Genomic DNA, 17,286 nt, shown 5'->3' with positions numbered 1-17,286 from the left:
TCGCTTTTCTCAAGATTGTGACAAGCGATCGCACAATAGACACAACAATTGCTAACTATCTCAATTATTCTTTCTGCCGCTAAATTCACTACGAATTGTCCGTCAATTGTTTGACATGAGCAGGAAATTGAGCATTTTTTAAAGACTGCACAGCAAAGAAAGAATCCTGTACCCAATATTTCTTGCCAAAACGCACAAGTTGACGAGAGCTACCAGACTGAATAATACCAATAACTGGAACTTTTGCTTGATTTTTGTCTCCTGATTGTTCTGTTAAGATTGAACTGAGATGGCGCTTTACTTCCAAGTCAGAAGCTTCTTTGGGATTTAGTTCTACTACTACCATCTGGACTTTCTCAACTTGTTCTGCATCCTCGACAATAAATTGAGTTTGATCATCTCGTTTATCTACTTTACCCCAAATAATTAATCTAGCATCAACTTGTAAGAGTGAACTAACTCGTTCATAGTTTTTAGGAAAGACAATTGCTTCTAATGATGCTGTGAGGTCTTCTATTTGTAAAATTGCCATTTGATCGCCTTTTTTTGTCACCACTTTTTTGACATTATTCAGCATGACAATGGCACAAATCATAGCCTTATCTTTCTGTTCTCCCAAGTGTGACAGATTAATTGGTGCCAACAGTGATGAGGATTTTTTGATATCTTTAAGTGGGTGAGCGGATACATAAAAACCTAATAGTTCTTTTTCCATTCGTAACTTTTCCTGGGGTGGAAAATCCAGAGTTGCTTCTGCTTTGGGAGCAGATTCAAAAGTATTTTTGGCAGGTTGATGATTATTACTACCAAATCCACCACCCATAAAATCAAATAAATTTCCCTGGCCACTAGCTCTATCTCTAGCGCGGGATTGCGCCCACTCATATACTAATTCTAAGTCTCGAATTAATTGTTGGCGGTTGGGTTGAATTTTGTCAAAAGCTCCACACTGAATCAATGATTCTAAAGTCCGACGGTTAACAGTACGTAAATCAATGCGATCGCAAAAATCGCCCAGGGATTTAAATTCTCCTCCCTCTGCTCTCGCTTCTAAAATTGCACTAATAGCATTTTGTCCCACATTCCGCACTGCTGAAAATCCAAATAAAATCTTTCCATCTGCTGGCGTAAAATCTAAACCAGAACGGTTAATATCTGGTGGATCAATTTCAATCCCCATAGTTGTGCAGTTGTTGAGATATTTCTGCACTTTGTCTGTATCACCACTGTTAGCGGTTAACAGCGCCGCCATATATTCCAAGGGATAATTGGCTTTTAAATATGCAGTTTGATAAGTGACGTAACCGTAAGCTGTAGAATGGGATTTATTGAAACAATTAGAGGCAATTAAACCATTTTTAATCGCAAAATTATGATCTGTCTCAACACCAATATCATAAACATTGGCTTGACCTAAGTATTGACGTGAAACTATTTTAACCATATTAATTATCTTGATAAAATTTGTTGATTCACTGATTTTAGGCTAACCATGATGATTTATGGCAGCTTTCATCTGTGGGGTATAATCAATTTCCGCCGATTGGATACGGTGTCGGGAATGAGAGAGAAAGGTGTCATTCAAATAAACAGCCAATTGGGTTTCTTCTACCACGATCTTCACAGTAAACTTTTTACCAAAGGTCAAACCAGCCTCCCGTGTCCCCTCCTGCCCATCCTTCCACACCAAAAGTTTGACGGCATAAAGCTTTAAATTCTGGAACAGCACTGATATCTTGATTTTCGTAACCCTCTGGATGAAAAATGCTGCCTATATATCTACCTTTGAGCCGAATTTGCCCCACCACATAGATATCCCCACCTACCGAATACACGGCCTTTGCTGGATCTCGTGAGTAAAACGCCACATAACCGCCATCTGCACCAGTGTACTGATTCACAGTAGGTAAAATTCGCTCCTCAACTCCCTGCTCTCCATCAGGATAAATGCCAACCATATCCATGTCATCTGTAAAAACGCGAAAATCTTCTGGTAGCCAGTAGGGAATTGAATCTGCTTGGGAAGTTGTTTTTGCTTTTTGGGTACGTGAAGATGATTTAGCAAGCTCTGATGGACGTTGCTCCGACTGAGGCAATATTAAATAACCTTTTTTCAACTTTTCATTTATTTTTTTCTCAGCCGCAGCTTGGAGTTTACGGGGTGTTTTGTAGATGATGCTATCGGTTTTTCCAGAACTACCAATGCGCCCATAGCGGATTTTGAGAGTAAACCCCTCAACAGTGACTTCATAGAACTTGTGGGACTTGTGATCGGAGAGTTCCAGGTAAACAGGTTCACCGATGGAATGAGATGAATAGTAAGGGTCATTACTGACAATGGTGGAGTAATAGTATTCCTCCGCTTCCTCTTGAGTCTGAAACTCGCGCACTTGTTCAGATAAAAAATTCTCGCCAAAATCGGTAGAAATCAACCTTACTTGCAAACCTTCCAGGGAGATATTGCCATAATTGGGCATTTTACCCGTGTCAATTTCAAACCGGGCATATACATCAGGTTGGGGTAGAGGATAGCAAGGAAAATAACGATCGCCTGATTTATCAACTTCAACTAATAAACTCCCACTCAAGAAAAAACTTCCATCTTCCAGTACACGCAATTCTTCAGTGTAAGAAGGAGTTGTCCAAGTCAGGAAAACAGACCGAGCATCCGGTGAGATAGTGTAGTGTCCGTCACGACTATGGTTGATGATCTGACAAGAGCCATCAATTGCAAATGAATAGGGGTATTTATCACCTAATAGCCAAATTGAGCGAATCAGTTTTTCACGAAGACAGTTTTCTGCTTCTGATGATGGTTGCGGTGAGGAATGGGAAGACATAGATATTTAGGCATTTTTTATACTACAAATATAACTCAACTCAATTAGCTGTTTATGAAGTTATATTATCAACTTAGCCTTAACCCAGCTTACAAGATAGGCGATAGCATTATACCTATCCCGCCATAAAATTAAGTAGTTTTAAATGATTTGTTATCTTTAGAGTAGGAACTGCCTATACTGGATGCAAAAACTAGGTAATAAATTTAAATATTTGTAACCGCCATGACTATTGCTAAATCTCCCCCGACTTTACCACTTCTAGAAAATGGCGATCGCTTGCATCGTGGAGAATTTGAACGTCGTTATGCGGCTTCACCTCATGTCAAAAAAGCTGAATTAATTGAAGGTATTGTATACGTGGCTTCTCCTTTACGCTTTACACCCCATGCTAAACCACATGGCGATTTGATAGGCTGGTTATGGACTTACAAAACTGCTGTTGGTGGGATCGAGTTGGGTGTTGAACCCACTGTGCGGCTTGATAATGACAACGAACCGCAACCCGATGTAGTGTTATTTAGAGTAGATGGAAATGCCAGAATTGATGCTGATGGTTATATTGCGGGTGCGCCGGAACTGGTGGTAGAAATTTCCGCAAGTACAGCTTCTTATGACTTACATGATAAAAAACGGGCTTATCAACGTAATGGAGTAAAAGAGTATATTGTTTGGCGGACGTTTGAGTGTGAAATTGATTGGTTTGTGTTGGAAGATAGCAAATATGTAGAGATGAAACCGGATGCAGAGGGAATTATTCGTAGTCTTGAATTTGCTGGTTTATGGTTAAATGTGAAGGCGTTATTAGCGGGAGATATACAGCAGGTTTTGAAAACTTTGAATGAGGGGATGATATCTAATAAATAGGCGATCGCATTTATAGCAGGAGTTAGGAGTCAGGAGTCAGGAGTAAAATTTTCTTCAGATATTGTATGGGCTTGTAGACTTACAAATAATGGATCAATACTGCTATCTTCATCCGCATATACAGCATCTAACTGTTGAGTAATTTGATCTGGTTGATGAAATGGCAAATATTCTTGAGTTAACCCCTTATTTTTTGCTTGTTCTTGCATTTCTGCAATGATTTCATCTAGGGATTTTTCTTGAATAATTAATTTGAGCCAATCGTTAACAATAGTTTGAATTTTTTGCTGTTTTTGTGGTTCTGCTGCTTGATAAGCTTTGGCAACCTCAGCATCTACTTGAATAGCTATTATTTCCATATTTTGATAGTCAATAAATTACACTTGTTTTATTATAGCATTCAATATCCAAGACCTGTATCCAAAATAATGACTCGGTTCACCAAGTAATCCCCTTCATTTCAACAGGAAATAATTTGCGTTCAGACAACCGATCATTATCCAAAGCATGAATTAAATATTCACCTGTTTCTTGCTGATCTGACTCATCTTCATCATCTATCCAAGATTGAATAAGATTCACTGCTTTGGCTTGCTTTTGTTTTAATAAAATAGAATTTGTTAAAAGTTGCAATGCTAGTGTTTCTACAGAAAGTCCATGCTGATTGGCTTCTTGTAAAAGATATTGCTCTAACTCTGGTGATAGATCAAGGGTTAGTGTCATAGGTATTTTGAGGATAAACTTTTGTGTTGTTATGGTTGATTTTATTCTATTTTAGATTAGATTAGTACGCCAATTTTTAATACTCCTTTGAGTTGCATGATCTTAAATAAATGGTATGTAAAAAAATTCATAATTTTTCATCTTTTATAAGGTTGTGCTGTAATAAGGTTACTCCCGTGTTTCAGCCTGATGACGCAACTCACGAGCATAAACTTGACTATCAGTAATATCAGGACGGGAATTAATTACTCCTTCATTTTCCCAATATTTAACCAGTTCTGCTCCTGTTTTTGGTAAAATATCTACACTTTTTCTTGTAGATAAAATACGTAAAATATATTCAGATAAAGGTAAATTAAGTTTTTCTGCTTCCGTATAAAGTTCGTGTTCTAGTTCTGGTGATAAGTTCAGGTTAATATTCATCTTGCTCTTTTTGTTTAGTTTTGCATTGATTAATTAAACTTACATAACTGCATAACCTGTATGCTGTCTAACATTTTGCGGATGAAAACCCAACACAATTTTATCTTTAGGAATTCCCGCCGCTTCTAACTCATAAGTAACACCATCTTCTGTATCATCTCTTTGTACCCAAATTTTCCCATCAATAATATCCAAATGCACCAAACAACCATGAATCCTTTTATGATCCTGCCAACCCAAAGTTATTAATAAATAACTATCATTTTCCTCATCAAAAACTGTTTTACATTCAATCAATCCATAAGAATAAGGAATTTGTGTATAAGGTATTAAAACTTCCCTAATAATCCGACGAAAATTATCTAAGGTATCCATTGAATTATCCTCTCATCTTCAGCATTGAAAACAAGTAAGTTGACGTTTTCACTTTCTATTAAAAGTTTACCAATTGGTTCTTCAAATAAATCTCTAAATACAGCGTCACGAACTCCTAAATATAAAATTCTGTCCGGTTCTAGACGATTCATCACAGCACGATACAAAACAAATCCACCAATAGCATCTTTCAAGTCTGCCATTTCTGAAGGACTAACAAAACTTTTAATTTCCACAGCAATTTTTCTAGTTCCTTGTTCTGCGGCTAAAAGTTGTTTTGCTCCTAAATCTACATACATATCTTTTTGACCCCATTTTAAATGTAGAGGGTCATCTGTAATTATCCAACCTTCCTTAATTAAAGCATTTTTAACAGTATTGTGATAAATGTCTTTTGCGGGCATATTCAAAATGTTACCTTATTTTTTTAATCGGGCAGGATGCCAAAACTATAGAATCCAAAAGTATAATTTACCATCACCCAACCCTCAAAACCCCTCTCTGCACCTTTGCGTCTTTGCGTGCGATCCAACAAAACACCATCCCCACACCTGTAAATGCTAAAATCAATGACTTGATTAATAAAGAGAAAAAATATGGCATCCATCCGCGAGTTGCACGAACAGCTAGTAAAAAAAGAACGTTCTGCTGTTGAAATCACCCAAGAAGCGTTAGACCGCATTCAAGCATTAGAACCAAAACTGCACAGTTTCTTAAGTGTAACGACACAACAGGCTTTAGAACAGGCTCGTGCTGTGGATGCAAAAATCGCTGCTGGAGAAGAAATTGGCATCTTAGCAGGGATTCCCATCGGTGTAAAAGATAATATGTGTACCAAGGGAATTCGTACTACCTGCGCTTCTAAAATTCTAGAAAACTTTATCCCACCCTATGAGTCAACCGTAACCCAAAAACTCGCCGATGCTGGGGCGGTAACGGTTGGTAAAACCAACTTGGACGAGTTTGCAATGGGTAGTTCCACCGAAAACTCCGCTTATCAAGTTACTGCTAACCCTTGGGACTTAACAAGAGTTCCTGGTGGTTCTTCCGGTGGTTCAGCAGCAGCTGTAGCAGCAGAAGAATGTGTTGTTTCTCTAGGTTCAGATACGGGTGGTTCAATTCGTCAACCAGCTTCTTTTTGCGGTGTGGTGGGGATGAAACCGACTTACGGGTTAGTTTCCCGTTATGGTTTGGTGGCTTATGCTTCGTCTTTGGATCAAATTGGTCCTTTTGGTAGAAGTGTGGAAGATGCAGCGATTTTGTTAAATGCGATCGCAGGTTATGATCCCCAAGACTCCACCAGTTTAAAAGTCGAAATTCCTGATTACACTGCCAATTTAACACCAGATTTAAAAGGTAAAAAACTCAAAGTTGGTGTGATTAAAGAAACCTTTGGTGAAGGTTTAGATCCAGAAGTAGAAGCATCTGTAAATCAAGCGATCGCACAACTAGAAACTTTAGGTGCAGAAATTCATTATATTTCCTGTCCCCGTTTCCGTTATGGCGTACCCAGCTACTATATTATCGCTCCATCGGAAGCATCAGCCAACCTCGCCCGTTATGATGGCGTAAAATATGGTTTACGTTCCGAAGATGCAGACAACCTACTTTCCATGTACACCCGCACCCGTGCAATGGGATTTGGAACAGAAGTCAAACGCCGGATTATGATTGGTACTTATGCCCTCAGTGCCGGTTATTATGATGCCTATTACTTGAAAGCACAAAAAGTCCGCACATTGATTAAAGAAGACTTTGAAACAGCTTTTCAACAAGTTGATGTTTTAGTCTCTCCCACTGCACCCACCACAGCATTTCAAGCCGGGGAAAAAATCACCGATCCCTTGAGTATGTATTTAAATGACTTGATGACAATTCCTGTGAATCTTGCAGGTTTACCAGGTATCAGCATACCTTGTGGTTTTGATAGCAAAGGTCTACCAATTGGACTACAGTTAATTGGTAAAGTCTTGGGAGAAGACCAACTTTTTCAAGTAGCATACTCTTACGAACAATCAACTAATTGGCATCTGCAAAAAGCGAAAATAGCTTAATGCATCAGTGGTCAGTGGTCAGTTGTTTTTTATAGCTGTAGACCAGGTAGTTAGGACATTCGCCAAAACTAAAACTTAGACAGTTGAACCTGAATTTATCACTGTCACCTGTCACCTGTTACCTGTCACCTGTTATATTACAATCCCCCGGATTTATCCGTGGGGAAAATCCAAAATCCAAAATCCAAAATCCAAAATCGAATGACTACTGTTTATTGTATGTAAATTCCTTCACTTGACCTTGTTTTCCTAATAATTTCGGTTCTTGTTCATTCACGGAAACTAACACCGCACCTGCATTACCAGCACGGACAGTCAAAGACTTTTTTGCTGTCCATTTTTTTTGTTTTCCGTTGGTTAAAATTCCCTCAAATTCAGTTTTACCATCGGCTTTTACTTGTACCCATGAATCGCCTTGAAGTTCTAAAGAAACTATAACATCTGCAAGAGGTGTAATAGTTGGAGTTGGTGCAGTTGTAGCCAGAGGTGTAATAGTTGGAGTTGATAAATTTACTGAACTTGAAGGAGATGATAGGTTTTTTTGTTGAACACTTAATATCGGATTTTGTTTTTTAGCTAATGACTTACCTGGAAATTCTATTTTAAGTAAATAGAAAAGTCCAACAACCGCAGCTATTAATAAGACAATGTAAGGAATAAATAGGGGTACATATAAACTGAATGGTGGCGTTGAAGGATGGGGTGCTGGAGGAAAAATATTAACTTCAAAGCTGTTTGCTAACGCAGTACCATCTAGCCCTAATTTATCTGCATAGCGGCGGATAAATCCTTGCACAAAAACAGGTTCAGGTAAATCCTCAAATCGCCATTCTTCTAAAGCTTGTAAAAAAGCTAGTCGAATATGTGTTTGAATAGCTATTTCTTCTAGACTTATATGCTGTTCTTGTCTAATCGTTCTTAACCGAGCAGTTATTTCTTTTAGCTGTTCTTGTTGGCATTCATTGAAAACAGTCACGTCTATCTCCTTTAGCGTAAATATTTAGCCAATTGATCTAAAAAGTATTAAAAAAGAAAAATTAAATAAAAATTATTTTCGCACTTGAGATAAAAATATACTTGATAAATATACTTGATCTAGAAACCTTGTAGAAACTTTGCATATAATGTGCAATACAACACTTACACAAAGCGCTCATATCTCAAAACAGAGCACAGTTTTGGTGTTTGCTTCCTGCTTCAACCAAAGATGTTCATCTCAATGATGGTAAGGCTTTTTTGTAATATATTACTGCTTATTTGCACTTATTTATAGTCTTTGTTGGTTGAATGAGAACAGATTTTTGGACTAGATCCGCCCTAACCTCACTGACTAAGGGGGGAAATCGATCAAAGTCCCTTTTTTTAAGGGGATTTAGGGGGATTGAAAAGGCTGATAGTTATAATTAGCTACTTGGGACAGATATACATTTTAGAGAAATAAATCACTTGTCACCTCTACTGTAAGAATTATTTAAGTGGTAGTCGTGGTAATAATAATGACAAATAATTCCCATACTTTGTTGATATATAATGGGTATTTTTTGTTCCTAAAGGTCAAGATATTAGTTAAGAGTTTTCGTAGGTTGGGTTAAGCGATAGCGCAACCCAACAAAAGTCTATCAATGTTGGGTTTCCTAACGTCAACCCAACCTACATAATGATATTTTTTGGGCTTAACCGAAAAGTATTGATATATAATGGGTATTTTTTGTTCCTAAAGGTCAGGATATTAGTAATAATTATGAGTTTTAGCTAATAATAGTCGAAAATGATACTTGAAAGTCCGGATGTCACAATTAACTCTAGAAGAAATGACACAGGTAAAATCACTTTTCCTCTAGCACCTGGAGAAACTAAGATTATGACTATGGCATCTGCGTACTTCGTCAACATTCCCGGCAATTCTACTATTCAAATTAGTAAAGATGAATTGCGATCGCTACTGAGAGAAATAGAATCTGAACTACACCGCAGTAAAGTTTATCGCCTAGCTGTAGCTAATTTACAAAAGCTAGTTGGTGCAACCGATGAACAAGCCACAAATTTATTTAAAGCTGTAGGTAGAGAAGCCATCACTTTAGCATTTAAGCAATTTGCACGAAAACAGCAGACAGCCACAGATATCTATCTTAAGGAAGATGACACGGAATTAACAGAAGTAAAACTAGAATCATCTAGCCATTCTTCACCAGTTTTAAATACTATTACATCAACTTTAGAACCAGGATTAGCAGCAACTCAACAAAGCAATTTACCACTCACATCTAAATCACATTCAGTAGTAAATCCCACCAGAGAAGATCAACCAAAAACAAACACACCAACTAAGTGGCTTCCCAAAGGTCAAAAACTTTCTAAAAATCAACTAGCAGCACAACTAGCAGCAGAACAAAGGTTAGAAAGTCTGCGTAAAATTGGTGAACAACTCAGACAAGCAAGAGAATCTCAAGGATTAACTCTGCAAAAACTAAATATTTACACTCATATATCAGTTCATCAGATGGAAGCAGTCGAAAATGCTAATTTTGAAATATTACCAGAAGACATCTTGATTCGTGGTTTTATTCGTGTGATGGCAAATGCTTTAGGATTAAATGGTACACTTTTAGCTAACTCTTTACCTTTACCTAACCAGACTAAATCAGTTTTACCATCTTGGTATCATGCCAAAAATTTTTCTGGAACTGGAAGATTAAATTTAGAAATTCGACCCATACATTTATATGTAGGTTATACAGCCCTTGTTGCTGGCGCTTTGGGAGGATTATCTTTTATGTCTCAGCAAACAAATAATGGCACATTACAAAATTCTCAATTGATTATTCCCACTTCTTCATCACTATGCCATTCAACTCAAAAGACAGAAGTTAACATCAAACCAGGTATCAAATCTAATCATAGTGGTATCTGTGTTGGATCTGATATTTCCCCACCAGAAGCATTGTAATTAAGCATGATTAAACTTAAATCCTAGTTATTTGATACAATGAATACCCAACGGGAAAGTGAGAGACAAGTCAGAGTCAATCAATTTTGGATTTTGGATTTTGGATTTTGGATTTTGGATTTTCCTCTCCTTTAAATAAGAGGCTTGAAGGCGAAAAACATTTGTATTTTTCTCCATAAATGGAGAGGCTTGAAACCTTATTTTTAGATTTTAGACTTTGATTTCAATCTAAAATCTAAAATCTAAAATCTAAAATTTTTTCGGTCAATTCTCGATAACTGGCGTTTATAGTCGAAATGGCATCAATTAATGTTAAATGTCCCAGAACAGGAGTTAGATACTCCTAAATGTGTGCAGGTGTGTCAACATCGTACCTGTAGAAAACAAGGTGCAGTAGAAGTTTTAGCTGCTTTTCAGGCTTTACCTGTTCCTGATGTGACTGTTAAACCTAGCGGGTGTTTAGGACAATGTGGTAATGGACCTATGGTGCTTGTTTTACCAGATATGGTCTGGTATTGTCGCGTTTTACCTCAAGAAGTACCTTTTCTGGTGGAAAAACATTTGTTGGGTGGTCAAATAGTTAAGCAGATGCTTTATCCTCGGTTTCATTCGCAAAGTTAATGCAATTCGTTTTCAATCCCCTTGCGGGGAAATGGTTATGAAAAACATCACCCTATGTATTGCCTCAAATCGCTAAAAGGTTTACTCTGGTTTCAATCCCCTTGCGGGGAAATGGTTATGAAAAACGAAGAATACTTAAACGAAAATAAGATTTATGGTGACGCTGTGTTTCAATCCCCTTGCGGGGAAATGGTTATGAAAAACACAGGAGTTACAAGTTAAACAGAATGAAGTTGATCTACCGTTTCAATCCCCTTGCGGGGAAATGGTTATGAAAAACTTCATGCCGCATAACTTACTGTCATAGTGAGGTTGACGTTTCAATCCCCTTGCGGGGAAATGGTTATGAAAAACTATTAATGATACTAACTTAGCTAAACCATTTGTTGAGTTAGAGTTTCAATCCCCTTGCGGGGAAATGGTTATGAAAAACTAGAGTATTATCAGGTACAGGTTTCGCCGCATAATGCCGCACATAATAGTTTCAATCCCCTTGCGGGGAAATGGTTATGAAAAACTCTGGTAGACGTAAACTATCAGCAGTGGTTCACCCTGATGTGTGGTTTCAATCCCCTTGCGGGGAAATGGTTATGAAAAACAGTTAGAGAAGTTTTCCCTACTGGCTACACGATATTGTCACCGGGTTTCAATCCCCTTGCGGGGAAATGGTTATGAAAAACTTTTAGTTGGTGAAGATTATTTAGCTAGTAGTGAGGAGTTTCAATCCCCTTGCGGGGAAATGGTTATGAAAAACTTTTAGCAAAAAGAAAGTACAGGAAACAGATTCAATTTTTTGTTTCAATCCCCTTGCGGGGAAATGGTTATGAAAAACGTCCTTAGTCAGCAAATATCGTCCCCAAAATTTATCAGAAGTGTTTCAATCCCCTTGCGGGGAAATGGTTATGAAAAACATTTTACTAAAATGCTTGACACTACTTTGATAGTAAGTTATATTAGTTTCAATCCCCTTGCGGGGAAATGGTTATGAAAAACCCTACACTTATGAAACCCTTGTCACATTTAGCTTTTAAAGTGCGACTGCACCGAGCTACTGAAACAACAATGTGACAATCAAAACAAGTATTAACTTTTCAAGGTTCTGATAGCTGTATTGAGCCAATAAAAACAGAATAAAACAAAAACCTGAAGATGTCAACTCAAAAAACCAAACTTTTCTTACAATTACAAAAAATTACTAAATATTAATCTCTGTAGCTCCCTGCGACAAAAACAGGACATTCATTTACATTCCGTTACAATTGCCCAAAAGCTGATGTAAGGCTGATTTAAGCCACCTGCATATCTCCATAACCATGAAGATCAAACTTTACAAAATTAAATAATCCGGTGGTTCATCAGGAGGTTCACTTCCATACACCCGCGTCTTCTGTTTAAAGGATGTTTTAAAACATCCTCTGAGTAGCAAAAAGTTTTAGGAACTTCCAAATAAAAATATTCAATTAATTCTTGTGAAGTAGGCATCTTGCCTGTCCCTTACGGGCTAGAAGCCCATCCCACAAGATGAGATAATTTATTTCTTGGAAGTCCCTTAGATCCCCCTATTCCCTATTCCCTATTCCCTATTCCCTATTCCCTGATTTCTATATCAATCTTGCACCTGGAAATAACCTGAATTTACCAACACAGCAAAGTAAAAAAGCTGATGAATGAACCCGCTTCAGGTTTGGTATACTGCTTTCTTGTTGACTCAAGTGAAGTAACTGATGAATATTCAACAGCTACGTCAATCTTTAAAACTAAAGTGGTTAAGTTACTGTGAAGAAAATCGTTCTTGGCTAGTCAAAATGCGAATTTGGCGTTCCTATGATGATGGAGTCAGACGACCTTCTTCTGGTTATATTTTGGCCACTCTATCTGTTTTAGAACCTCAGTTAAAGCAAATACTTCCGTTTATCTTAGATTTGAATAATAATCCTGATCAAATAGTCGTGGCTTTGGGTCTTCACTTTAATCCTGATGAGGAGTTACGATTATTAAAATTAGAGCGTTCTCAGGCTAAGAACCAAATAGTCAGTAAGCCTCCTGCTAAGATTCTCCCGGAGAATATACCCATAACACCAAGAGATTGTGATTCTGCTGTTAAAACTGTGGGATCACAGCAGTCACCTTCCCCACTACCCCAGGAAAATAAACAGGTATTATTGAGAATTACTCCAGATGTGGAACAAAAACGCCAATCTGTTTCCGTAGTTGCAGTAGCTACACCAGTGCATCATCATTCTTCAGCCAAACCCCTTTCTCAAATTGGCGAAACACCCAAACGAAGTGACAAGACACTACGCAGACCTGAAGTTGTAAAACCTGGGCGATCGCTCACTATCACTACAGAAGTTCCCACTCACAATAAAGAACTTAATCACAACCGTAAATTTACTACAATTCCTGTCCCAGAATTTTCTAGGATGTCACCGGATAGTAATGCCCGCAGTTTACCTTCTTGGATAGATGAATTTTGCCCAGGTATAAAATAATAGACATTCAACAGAATTGAGAAATCGGAATTTTTTTCTTTTTCCCCTTGGAAATGGTAGGTCTTAAACCTGGAATGAAACAATTGTCAATTGTCAATTGTCAATTATCAATTAGAAATTTACTACAATTCCTGTCCCAGAATTTTCTAGGATGTCACCGGATAGTAACGCCCGCAGTTTACCTTCTTGGATAGATGAATTTTGCCCAGGTATAAAATAATAGACATTCAACAGAATTGAGAAATCGGAATTTTTTTCTTTTTCCCCTTGGAAACAGTAGGTCAGGACTTACGCAAAATACCTCTCAAACTTTCTTTTCTTCGTGTTCTTCGTGCCTTCGTGGTTCGTTTTTCCGTAGCCTGTGCGTAAGTCCTGTAGGTCTTAAACCCGGAATGAAACAATTGTCAATTATCAATTATCAATTGTCAATTATCAATTATCAATTAGCCTGTTACGGGTACTCGTGGGAAACAAAAGGCACAGCAACAACTTCTCCTGCCGTTGTTCCTACTTGCACTTTTAAGCCTATATGTCCTGCTTTAGAACGAATGTAACCTAGTCCAAAATGACCATCAGGTGTTTCCGTATAGCTGGTCAGTTTACCGATTTTTTCATCTCCAATTGTAATCACGCTTCCTGGTTCTACCGGCGCATTCAGGCGAATTCCCCACAGGTATTGTTTTACACCTTTATATGTATTTAATCTGGCAATGGTTTCTTGACCGATGTAACAACCTTTGTTAAAGGAAACTGTTTGCCATAAACCGACTTCTAGAGGATTATAATCATCCGTAAGTTCTGAATCTGGTGCGGGACGACCTTGTAAAATTCGTAAAGTTTCCCAAGTGCGATCGCTCAATTCTAACGCCCCATGATTTAATATTTGCTGCCAAATTTTTTGTTTTTCTGTCGCAGGAAAAATTAAGGTATATCCAGGTAAAGCCAAACCACTACCCACCGCAATTCTTAACCCATCTACCAAAATATGACATCCATAAGGTTGACCAAGGAGTGAACCAGCACCCAGTTGTTCAATGATGGCATCACTACCGGGTCCGATGAGATGAAAACTAGCAGTTTCCTCTGTGATATCGGTCAACTGCACCTTATCCGCGAAGAAAATATAACGGTCTAACCATTCCAGCAAAAACTGACGACGATTAGGTGAAACCAACAGCAGCACAGCATCATCTAAAACATAACCAGTCACCAAATCAATTGTCCTAGCTGTGGATGTCACCATGACAGTATCACAGCCTTCACCTGGTTTGAGAGATTGGAAATCGTTGGTACTTTGATTGTGTAAAAACCGCAGACGGTCATCATCAGCAACACGGATGATACCCCAATTTGAGCGATCGTATACAGCAACCCCTTCTCTCACTGCTTGAAAAGCCGCAGCGTCTTGACCATCAATTGTAGATGTTGCCATAGACATTAACACTCACCCTGTTTCAATGTTTTTGCATCACAAATACTAGCAAATAATATCCATCCCAGATTCAAAATAGGGCTGATGGGAAGCCACTTTCACAAAATTGTGAAGTCGGAAGGGAATATTTAAGACTTAGCACTTGGTACACGGTACTGAGGACTGTATTTCTTCATGGAAAAAACATAAAATCACATAGGATTCTCGTAGTATATTATATTGAAAATGCAAAATTTATACTAAATAAAATCAACACAACATAAAGTTAACAGCGAACTAAGGTCAGATTATGGAATCAAAAGCGCAAAAGCTAGGATCTAAAAACCAGAAATGGCCTTACTTAATGGCTTTACGTCCTCGACAATGGACAAAAAACTTGGTTGTTTTTGCTGCACCACTTTTTGCTTTTAGCTTCAATTTAGCCACACTTTTTGGCAGTGTGATGGCTTTTGTAATCTTTTGCTTGACCTCAAGTAGTTTTTATTTAATTAATGACATTGCAGATGTAGAAGCCGACCGGCAGCATCCCGTCAAATGTCAGCGGCCAATTGCGGCAGGATCAGTAAGTATTCCAGTTGCTTTGGGAACTGCGGTGGTGTTATTAGGTAGTTGTTTGACAATTAGCTGGTGGCGATCGCCCTACTTAGGTGCAACTATCACAGCTTATGCCTTACTGCAAGTCGCTTATAATTTGCGGTTGAAACGGATGGTAATACTGGATATCTGTGCGATCGCCACTGGCTTTATTTTACGTGCCTTAGCCGGAGGTGTAGCCACAGGCATTACACTATCACCTTGGTTTGTTCTGTGTACAGCCATGTTAGCACTGTTTTTAGGTATAGAAAAACGCAAAGCCGAACTACGTTTGACACAACTAAAAGGCACAAAACCCCGTGCTGTACTTAGACGTTACTCTTTATCCCTGTTGAGTCGGATGGAAAACGTAGTCACTACTGGTACAGTCCTTACTTACGCCCTGTGGAGTGCTGGACCTAACCTCAAAGGAGCGTCAACATCTTGGATGTTGGTAACATTACCATTTGTGTTATACGGTGTTTTCCGCTATCAATTAATCAGTGACCCTGTAGAAAATAATTCTGACAACAATCTTGAATACCCAGAAAACAATAGCAGTGAAAGACCAGAAGAAGTTTTATTAAAAGACTTACCAATACTGGTGACAGTAATTAGTTGGATTATCACCTGTTTTCTCATTCTCTTATGCAAACACAAAGGAATAATTCAGTAAAGGTGAAATACTTTGGCATAGTCAAATTTTAGGAATTGCTCAATGATAAATTTTCAGAATTTATTCCCCAAAACATCGAAAACAACGTTAAAAAACAAGCATCTTCAATCATCACCACAAGTATATAAACTAGCGCAAATAGATATTAACTCATTAACGAAATCAGGGATTAGAGGCATTATTTTGGATTTGGATAACACAATCATTTCCGAAGATGATCATTATCTATCACCTTTAGCAGAAAATTGGTTAATTCAGGCAAAATTAGCAGGATTAAATTTTTTTATTCTCTCCAACGGTAAACGTATTTATCGAGTCAAATATTGGTCTGAACGTTTGAATATTCCCGCTATTAGTCCAGCCAAAAAACCTTTTCCTAAATCATTCAAACAAGCAATGGCCAAGATGCAGTTAGAACCCAAACAAGTCATAGTCATTGGTGATAGTTTGCATACAGATGTTGTAGGAGCTTGGCTATGTGGGTGTTCCTGCATTCAAGTTGCCACCTTACCCCATCCACCAAGATGGTGGGAAAAACTAGCTGGTAAATGGGTACAAAAACCCTACCCAAATCACACTGAACTGGGAAAATTTACCGCCCATAACGAGTATAATCAATTCAAAATTTCATAATCACAATGAATAACCAATTTATTTTATTTTCTCTGATTTTAATTACCGTGCTGCTCAACACAATTGCCCAAAGTTTATTAAAATTAGGGTCAGGACAAAATCCATTGAACATTTATTTAATAGGAGGAATTTTAACTTACGGACTCAGCACGGTTTTTTATATTGCAGTTTTATCTAAATTTAATTTATCCTTTGCTTACCCTGTAGTTATAGGATTGACAATTTTAGCAACAACATTTGTTGGTGCTTTGCTGTTTCAAGAAAAAATTTCCATGAATCACGGCATAGGTATAGGATTGATATTAACAGGTATTTGGACTATTCTCTTGAAAAAATAGGTATGTAAATAATTGATTTTAGGAAACCTTAATAAGTAAACTTTAATATTTTATGACCAAGACAAATTTACAAAGATATGTTTGGATAGATTATGTCAAAGCTATTGGTATTTTTCTGATCGTATATGGTCATGCAGAAATTACTAAGTTGGAATTTTCTTTTTTGTGGACATTTCATGTGCCATTATTCTTTTTAGTATCAGGTTTTTTGTCAGTTAAAGATCATAATCAGCTAGATATCCGCAAAAAAATAGACCGCTTGCTTTTGCCATATATTTACATATATTTAATT

Annotated in this window: 19 protein-coding genes and 1 CRISPR repeat array; of the genes, 9 read left to right on the top strand and 10 right to left on the bottom strand. The window is 37.7% G+C overall.

Translation table 11 applies throughout. The features are described 5' to 3' along the window. Positions 1-88: 88 nt before the first annotated feature. The 3 genes from A0J48_RS05410 to A0J48_RS26765 are packed head-to-tail and all read right to left on the bottom strand — an operon-like array spanning position 89 to position 2,840. The gene (locus tag A0J48_RS05410) at positions 89-1,444 is read right to left on the bottom strand and encodes a helix-hairpin-helix domain-containing protein (protein WP_200321063.1); all 1,356 of its coding nucleotides are present in this window, start codon (positions 1,442-1,444) and stop codon (positions 89-91) included. A gap of 42 nt (positions 1,445-1,486) precedes the next feature. Beyond that, positions 1,487-1,624, bottom strand: coding sequence for a hypothetical protein (locus tag A0J48_RS05405; protein ID WP_200321061.1), 138 nt, complete (start codon positions 1,622-1,624; stop codon positions 1,487-1,489). Positions 1,625-1,634: 10 nt separating this feature from the next. Beyond that, positions 1,635-2,840 carry a WGR domain-containing protein gene (locus tag A0J48_RS26765; RefSeq protein WP_234300732.1) on the bottom strand — a complete coding sequence of 402 codons (1,206 nt, stop codon included), beginning with the start codon at positions 2,838-2,840 and terminating at the stop codon, positions 1,635-1,637. 225 nt (positions 2,841-3,065) lie between these two features. Between A0J48_RS26765 and A0J48_RS05390 the strand changes: the two genes are divergently transcribed. Further along, positions 3,066-3,707, top strand: coding sequence for a Uma2 family endonuclease (locus A0J48_RS05390; protein ID WP_200321059.1), 642 nt, complete (start codon positions 3,066-3,068; stop codon positions 3,705-3,707). A 29-nt stretch (positions 3,708-3,736) separates the two neighbouring features. Here A0J48_RS05390 and A0J48_RS26760 read toward each other — a convergent pair whose 3' ends face one another. The 5 genes from A0J48_RS26760 to A0J48_RS05365 all read right to left on the bottom strand — a co-directional run bounded on the left by A0J48_RS26760 (position 3,737) and on the right by A0J48_RS05365 (position 5,632). Next, positions 3,737-4,066, bottom strand: a complete 330-nt coding sequence (locus tag A0J48_RS26760; RefSeq protein WP_234300731.1) for a hypothetical protein — start codon at positions 4,064-4,066, stop codon at positions 3,737-3,739. Positions 4,067-4,145: 79 nt separating this feature from the next. Beyond that, on the bottom strand, positions 4,146-4,430 hold the full coding sequence (locus A0J48_RS05380; RefSeq protein WP_200321057.1) for a hypothetical protein: 285 nt from the start codon (positions 4,428-4,430) through the stop codon (positions 4,146-4,148). A gap of 168 nt (positions 4,431-4,598) precedes the next feature. Beyond that, positions 4,599-4,853 carry a hypothetical protein gene (locus tag A0J48_RS05375; RefSeq protein WP_200321055.1) on the bottom strand — a complete coding sequence of 85 codons (255 nt, stop codon included), beginning with the start codon at positions 4,851-4,853 and terminating at the stop codon, positions 4,599-4,601. Between the two features lie 39 nt (positions 4,854-4,892). Next, complete coding sequence (locus A0J48_RS05370; RefSeq protein ID WP_200321053.1) at positions 4,893-5,228, bottom strand: XisI protein; 336 nt, start codon at positions 5,226-5,228, stop codon at positions 4,893-4,895. Continuing rightward, positions 5,216-5,632, bottom strand: a complete 417-nt coding sequence (locus tag A0J48_RS05365) for a XisH family protein (RefSeq protein WP_200321051.1) — start codon at positions 5,630-5,632, stop codon at positions 5,216-5,218. The genes A0J48_RS05370 and A0J48_RS05365 overlap by 13 nt, the downstream gene beginning before the upstream one ends. Before the next feature lie 192 nt (positions 5,633-5,824). Between A0J48_RS05365 and gatA the strand changes: the two genes are divergently transcribed. Then, positions 5,825-7,282: an Asp-tRNA(Asn)/Glu-tRNA(Gln) amidotransferase subunit GatA gene (gatA, locus tag A0J48_RS05360; protein ID WP_200321050.1), complete on the top strand. Its 1,458-nt coding sequence runs from the start codon at positions 5,825-5,827 to the stop codon at positions 7,280-7,282. Between the two features lie 205 nt (positions 7,283-7,487). Here the strand turns inward: gatA and A0J48_RS05355 are convergent, their stop codons facing one another. Next, positions 7,488-8,258 (bottom strand): helix-turn-helix domain-containing protein, encoded by a 771-nt coding sequence (locus A0J48_RS05355; protein ID WP_200321048.1) that lies wholly within the window; start codon positions 8,256-8,258, stop codon positions 7,488-7,490. Between the two features lie 792 nt (positions 8,259-9,050). Here A0J48_RS05355 and A0J48_RS05350 point away from each other — a divergent pair. The 3 genes from A0J48_RS05350 to A0J48_RS05340 all read left to right on the top strand — a co-directional run bounded on the left by A0J48_RS05350 (position 9,051) and on the right by A0J48_RS05340 (position 13,342). Beyond that, positions 9,051-10,229 (top strand): helix-turn-helix domain-containing protein, encoded by a 1,179-nt coding sequence (locus A0J48_RS05350; protein WP_325078520.1) that lies wholly within the window; start codon positions 9,051-9,053, stop codon positions 10,227-10,229. Between the two features lie 309 nt (positions 10,230-10,538). Further along, positions 10,539-10,850 carry a (2Fe-2S) ferredoxin domain-containing protein gene (locus A0J48_RS05345; RefSeq protein ID WP_200321046.1) on the top strand — a complete coding sequence of 104 codons (312 nt, stop codon included), beginning with the start codon at positions 10,539-10,541 and terminating at the stop codon, positions 10,848-10,850. Between the two features lie 9 nt (positions 10,851-10,859). After that, positions 10,860-11,843: a CRISPR direct-repeat array (repeat unit 37 nt; unit sequence GTTTCAATCCCCTTGCGGGGAAATGGTTATGAAAAAC). A 731-nt stretch (positions 11,844-12,574) separates the two neighbouring features. Next, positions 12,575-13,342: a DUF5331 domain-containing protein gene (locus A0J48_RS05340; RefSeq protein WP_200321044.1), complete on the top strand. Its 768-nt coding sequence runs from the start codon at positions 12,575-12,577 to the stop codon at positions 13,340-13,342. Between the two features lie 451 nt (positions 13,343-13,793). Here A0J48_RS05340 and ygfZ read toward each other — a convergent pair whose 3' ends face one another. Next, positions 13,794-14,774: a CAF17-like 4Fe-4S cluster assembly/insertion protein YgfZ gene (gene ygfZ, locus A0J48_RS05335; protein WP_200321042.1), complete on the bottom strand. Its 981-nt coding sequence runs from the start codon at positions 14,772-14,774 to the stop codon at positions 13,794-13,796. Between the two features lie 289 nt (positions 14,775-15,063). On the opposite strand from ygfZ, the gene A0J48_RS05330 reads away from it, so the two are divergent. The 4 genes from A0J48_RS05330 to A0J48_RS05315 form a co-directional block, all read left to right on the top strand. Next, positions 15,064-16,023, top strand: coding sequence for a decaprenyl-phosphate phosphoribosyltransferase (locus A0J48_RS05330; RefSeq protein WP_200321040.1), 960 nt, complete (start codon positions 15,064-15,066; stop codon positions 16,021-16,023). Between the two features lie 42 nt (positions 16,024-16,065). Then, positions 16,066-16,656 (top strand): YqeG family HAD IIIA-type phosphatase, encoded by a 591-nt coding sequence (locus tag A0J48_RS05325; protein ID WP_200321038.1) that lies wholly within the window; start codon positions 16,066-16,068, stop codon positions 16,654-16,656. Positions 16,657-16,661: 5 nt separating this feature from the next. Then, positions 16,662-16,994 carry a DMT family transporter gene (locus A0J48_RS05320; protein ID WP_200321036.1) on the top strand — a complete coding sequence of 111 codons (333 nt, stop codon included), beginning with the start codon at positions 16,662-16,664 and terminating at the stop codon, positions 16,992-16,994. Between the two features lie 52 nt (positions 16,995-17,046). Next, positions 17,047-17,286 (top strand): acyltransferase family protein (locus A0J48_RS05315; RefSeq protein ID WP_200321034.1); only part of this gene is annotated, 240 nt, incomplete at its 3' end.

This window comes from Sphaerospermopsis aphanizomenoides BCCUSP55 (assembly GCF_001586785.1).
Lineage (GTDB): Bacteria > Cyanobacteriota > Cyanobacteriia > Cyanobacteriales > Nostocaceae > Sphaerospermopsis_A > Sphaerospermopsis_A aphanizomenoides_A.
Note: the sequence above shows the minus strand (reverse complement) of the source record. Positions and strands in the feature narration are given on the sequence as shown.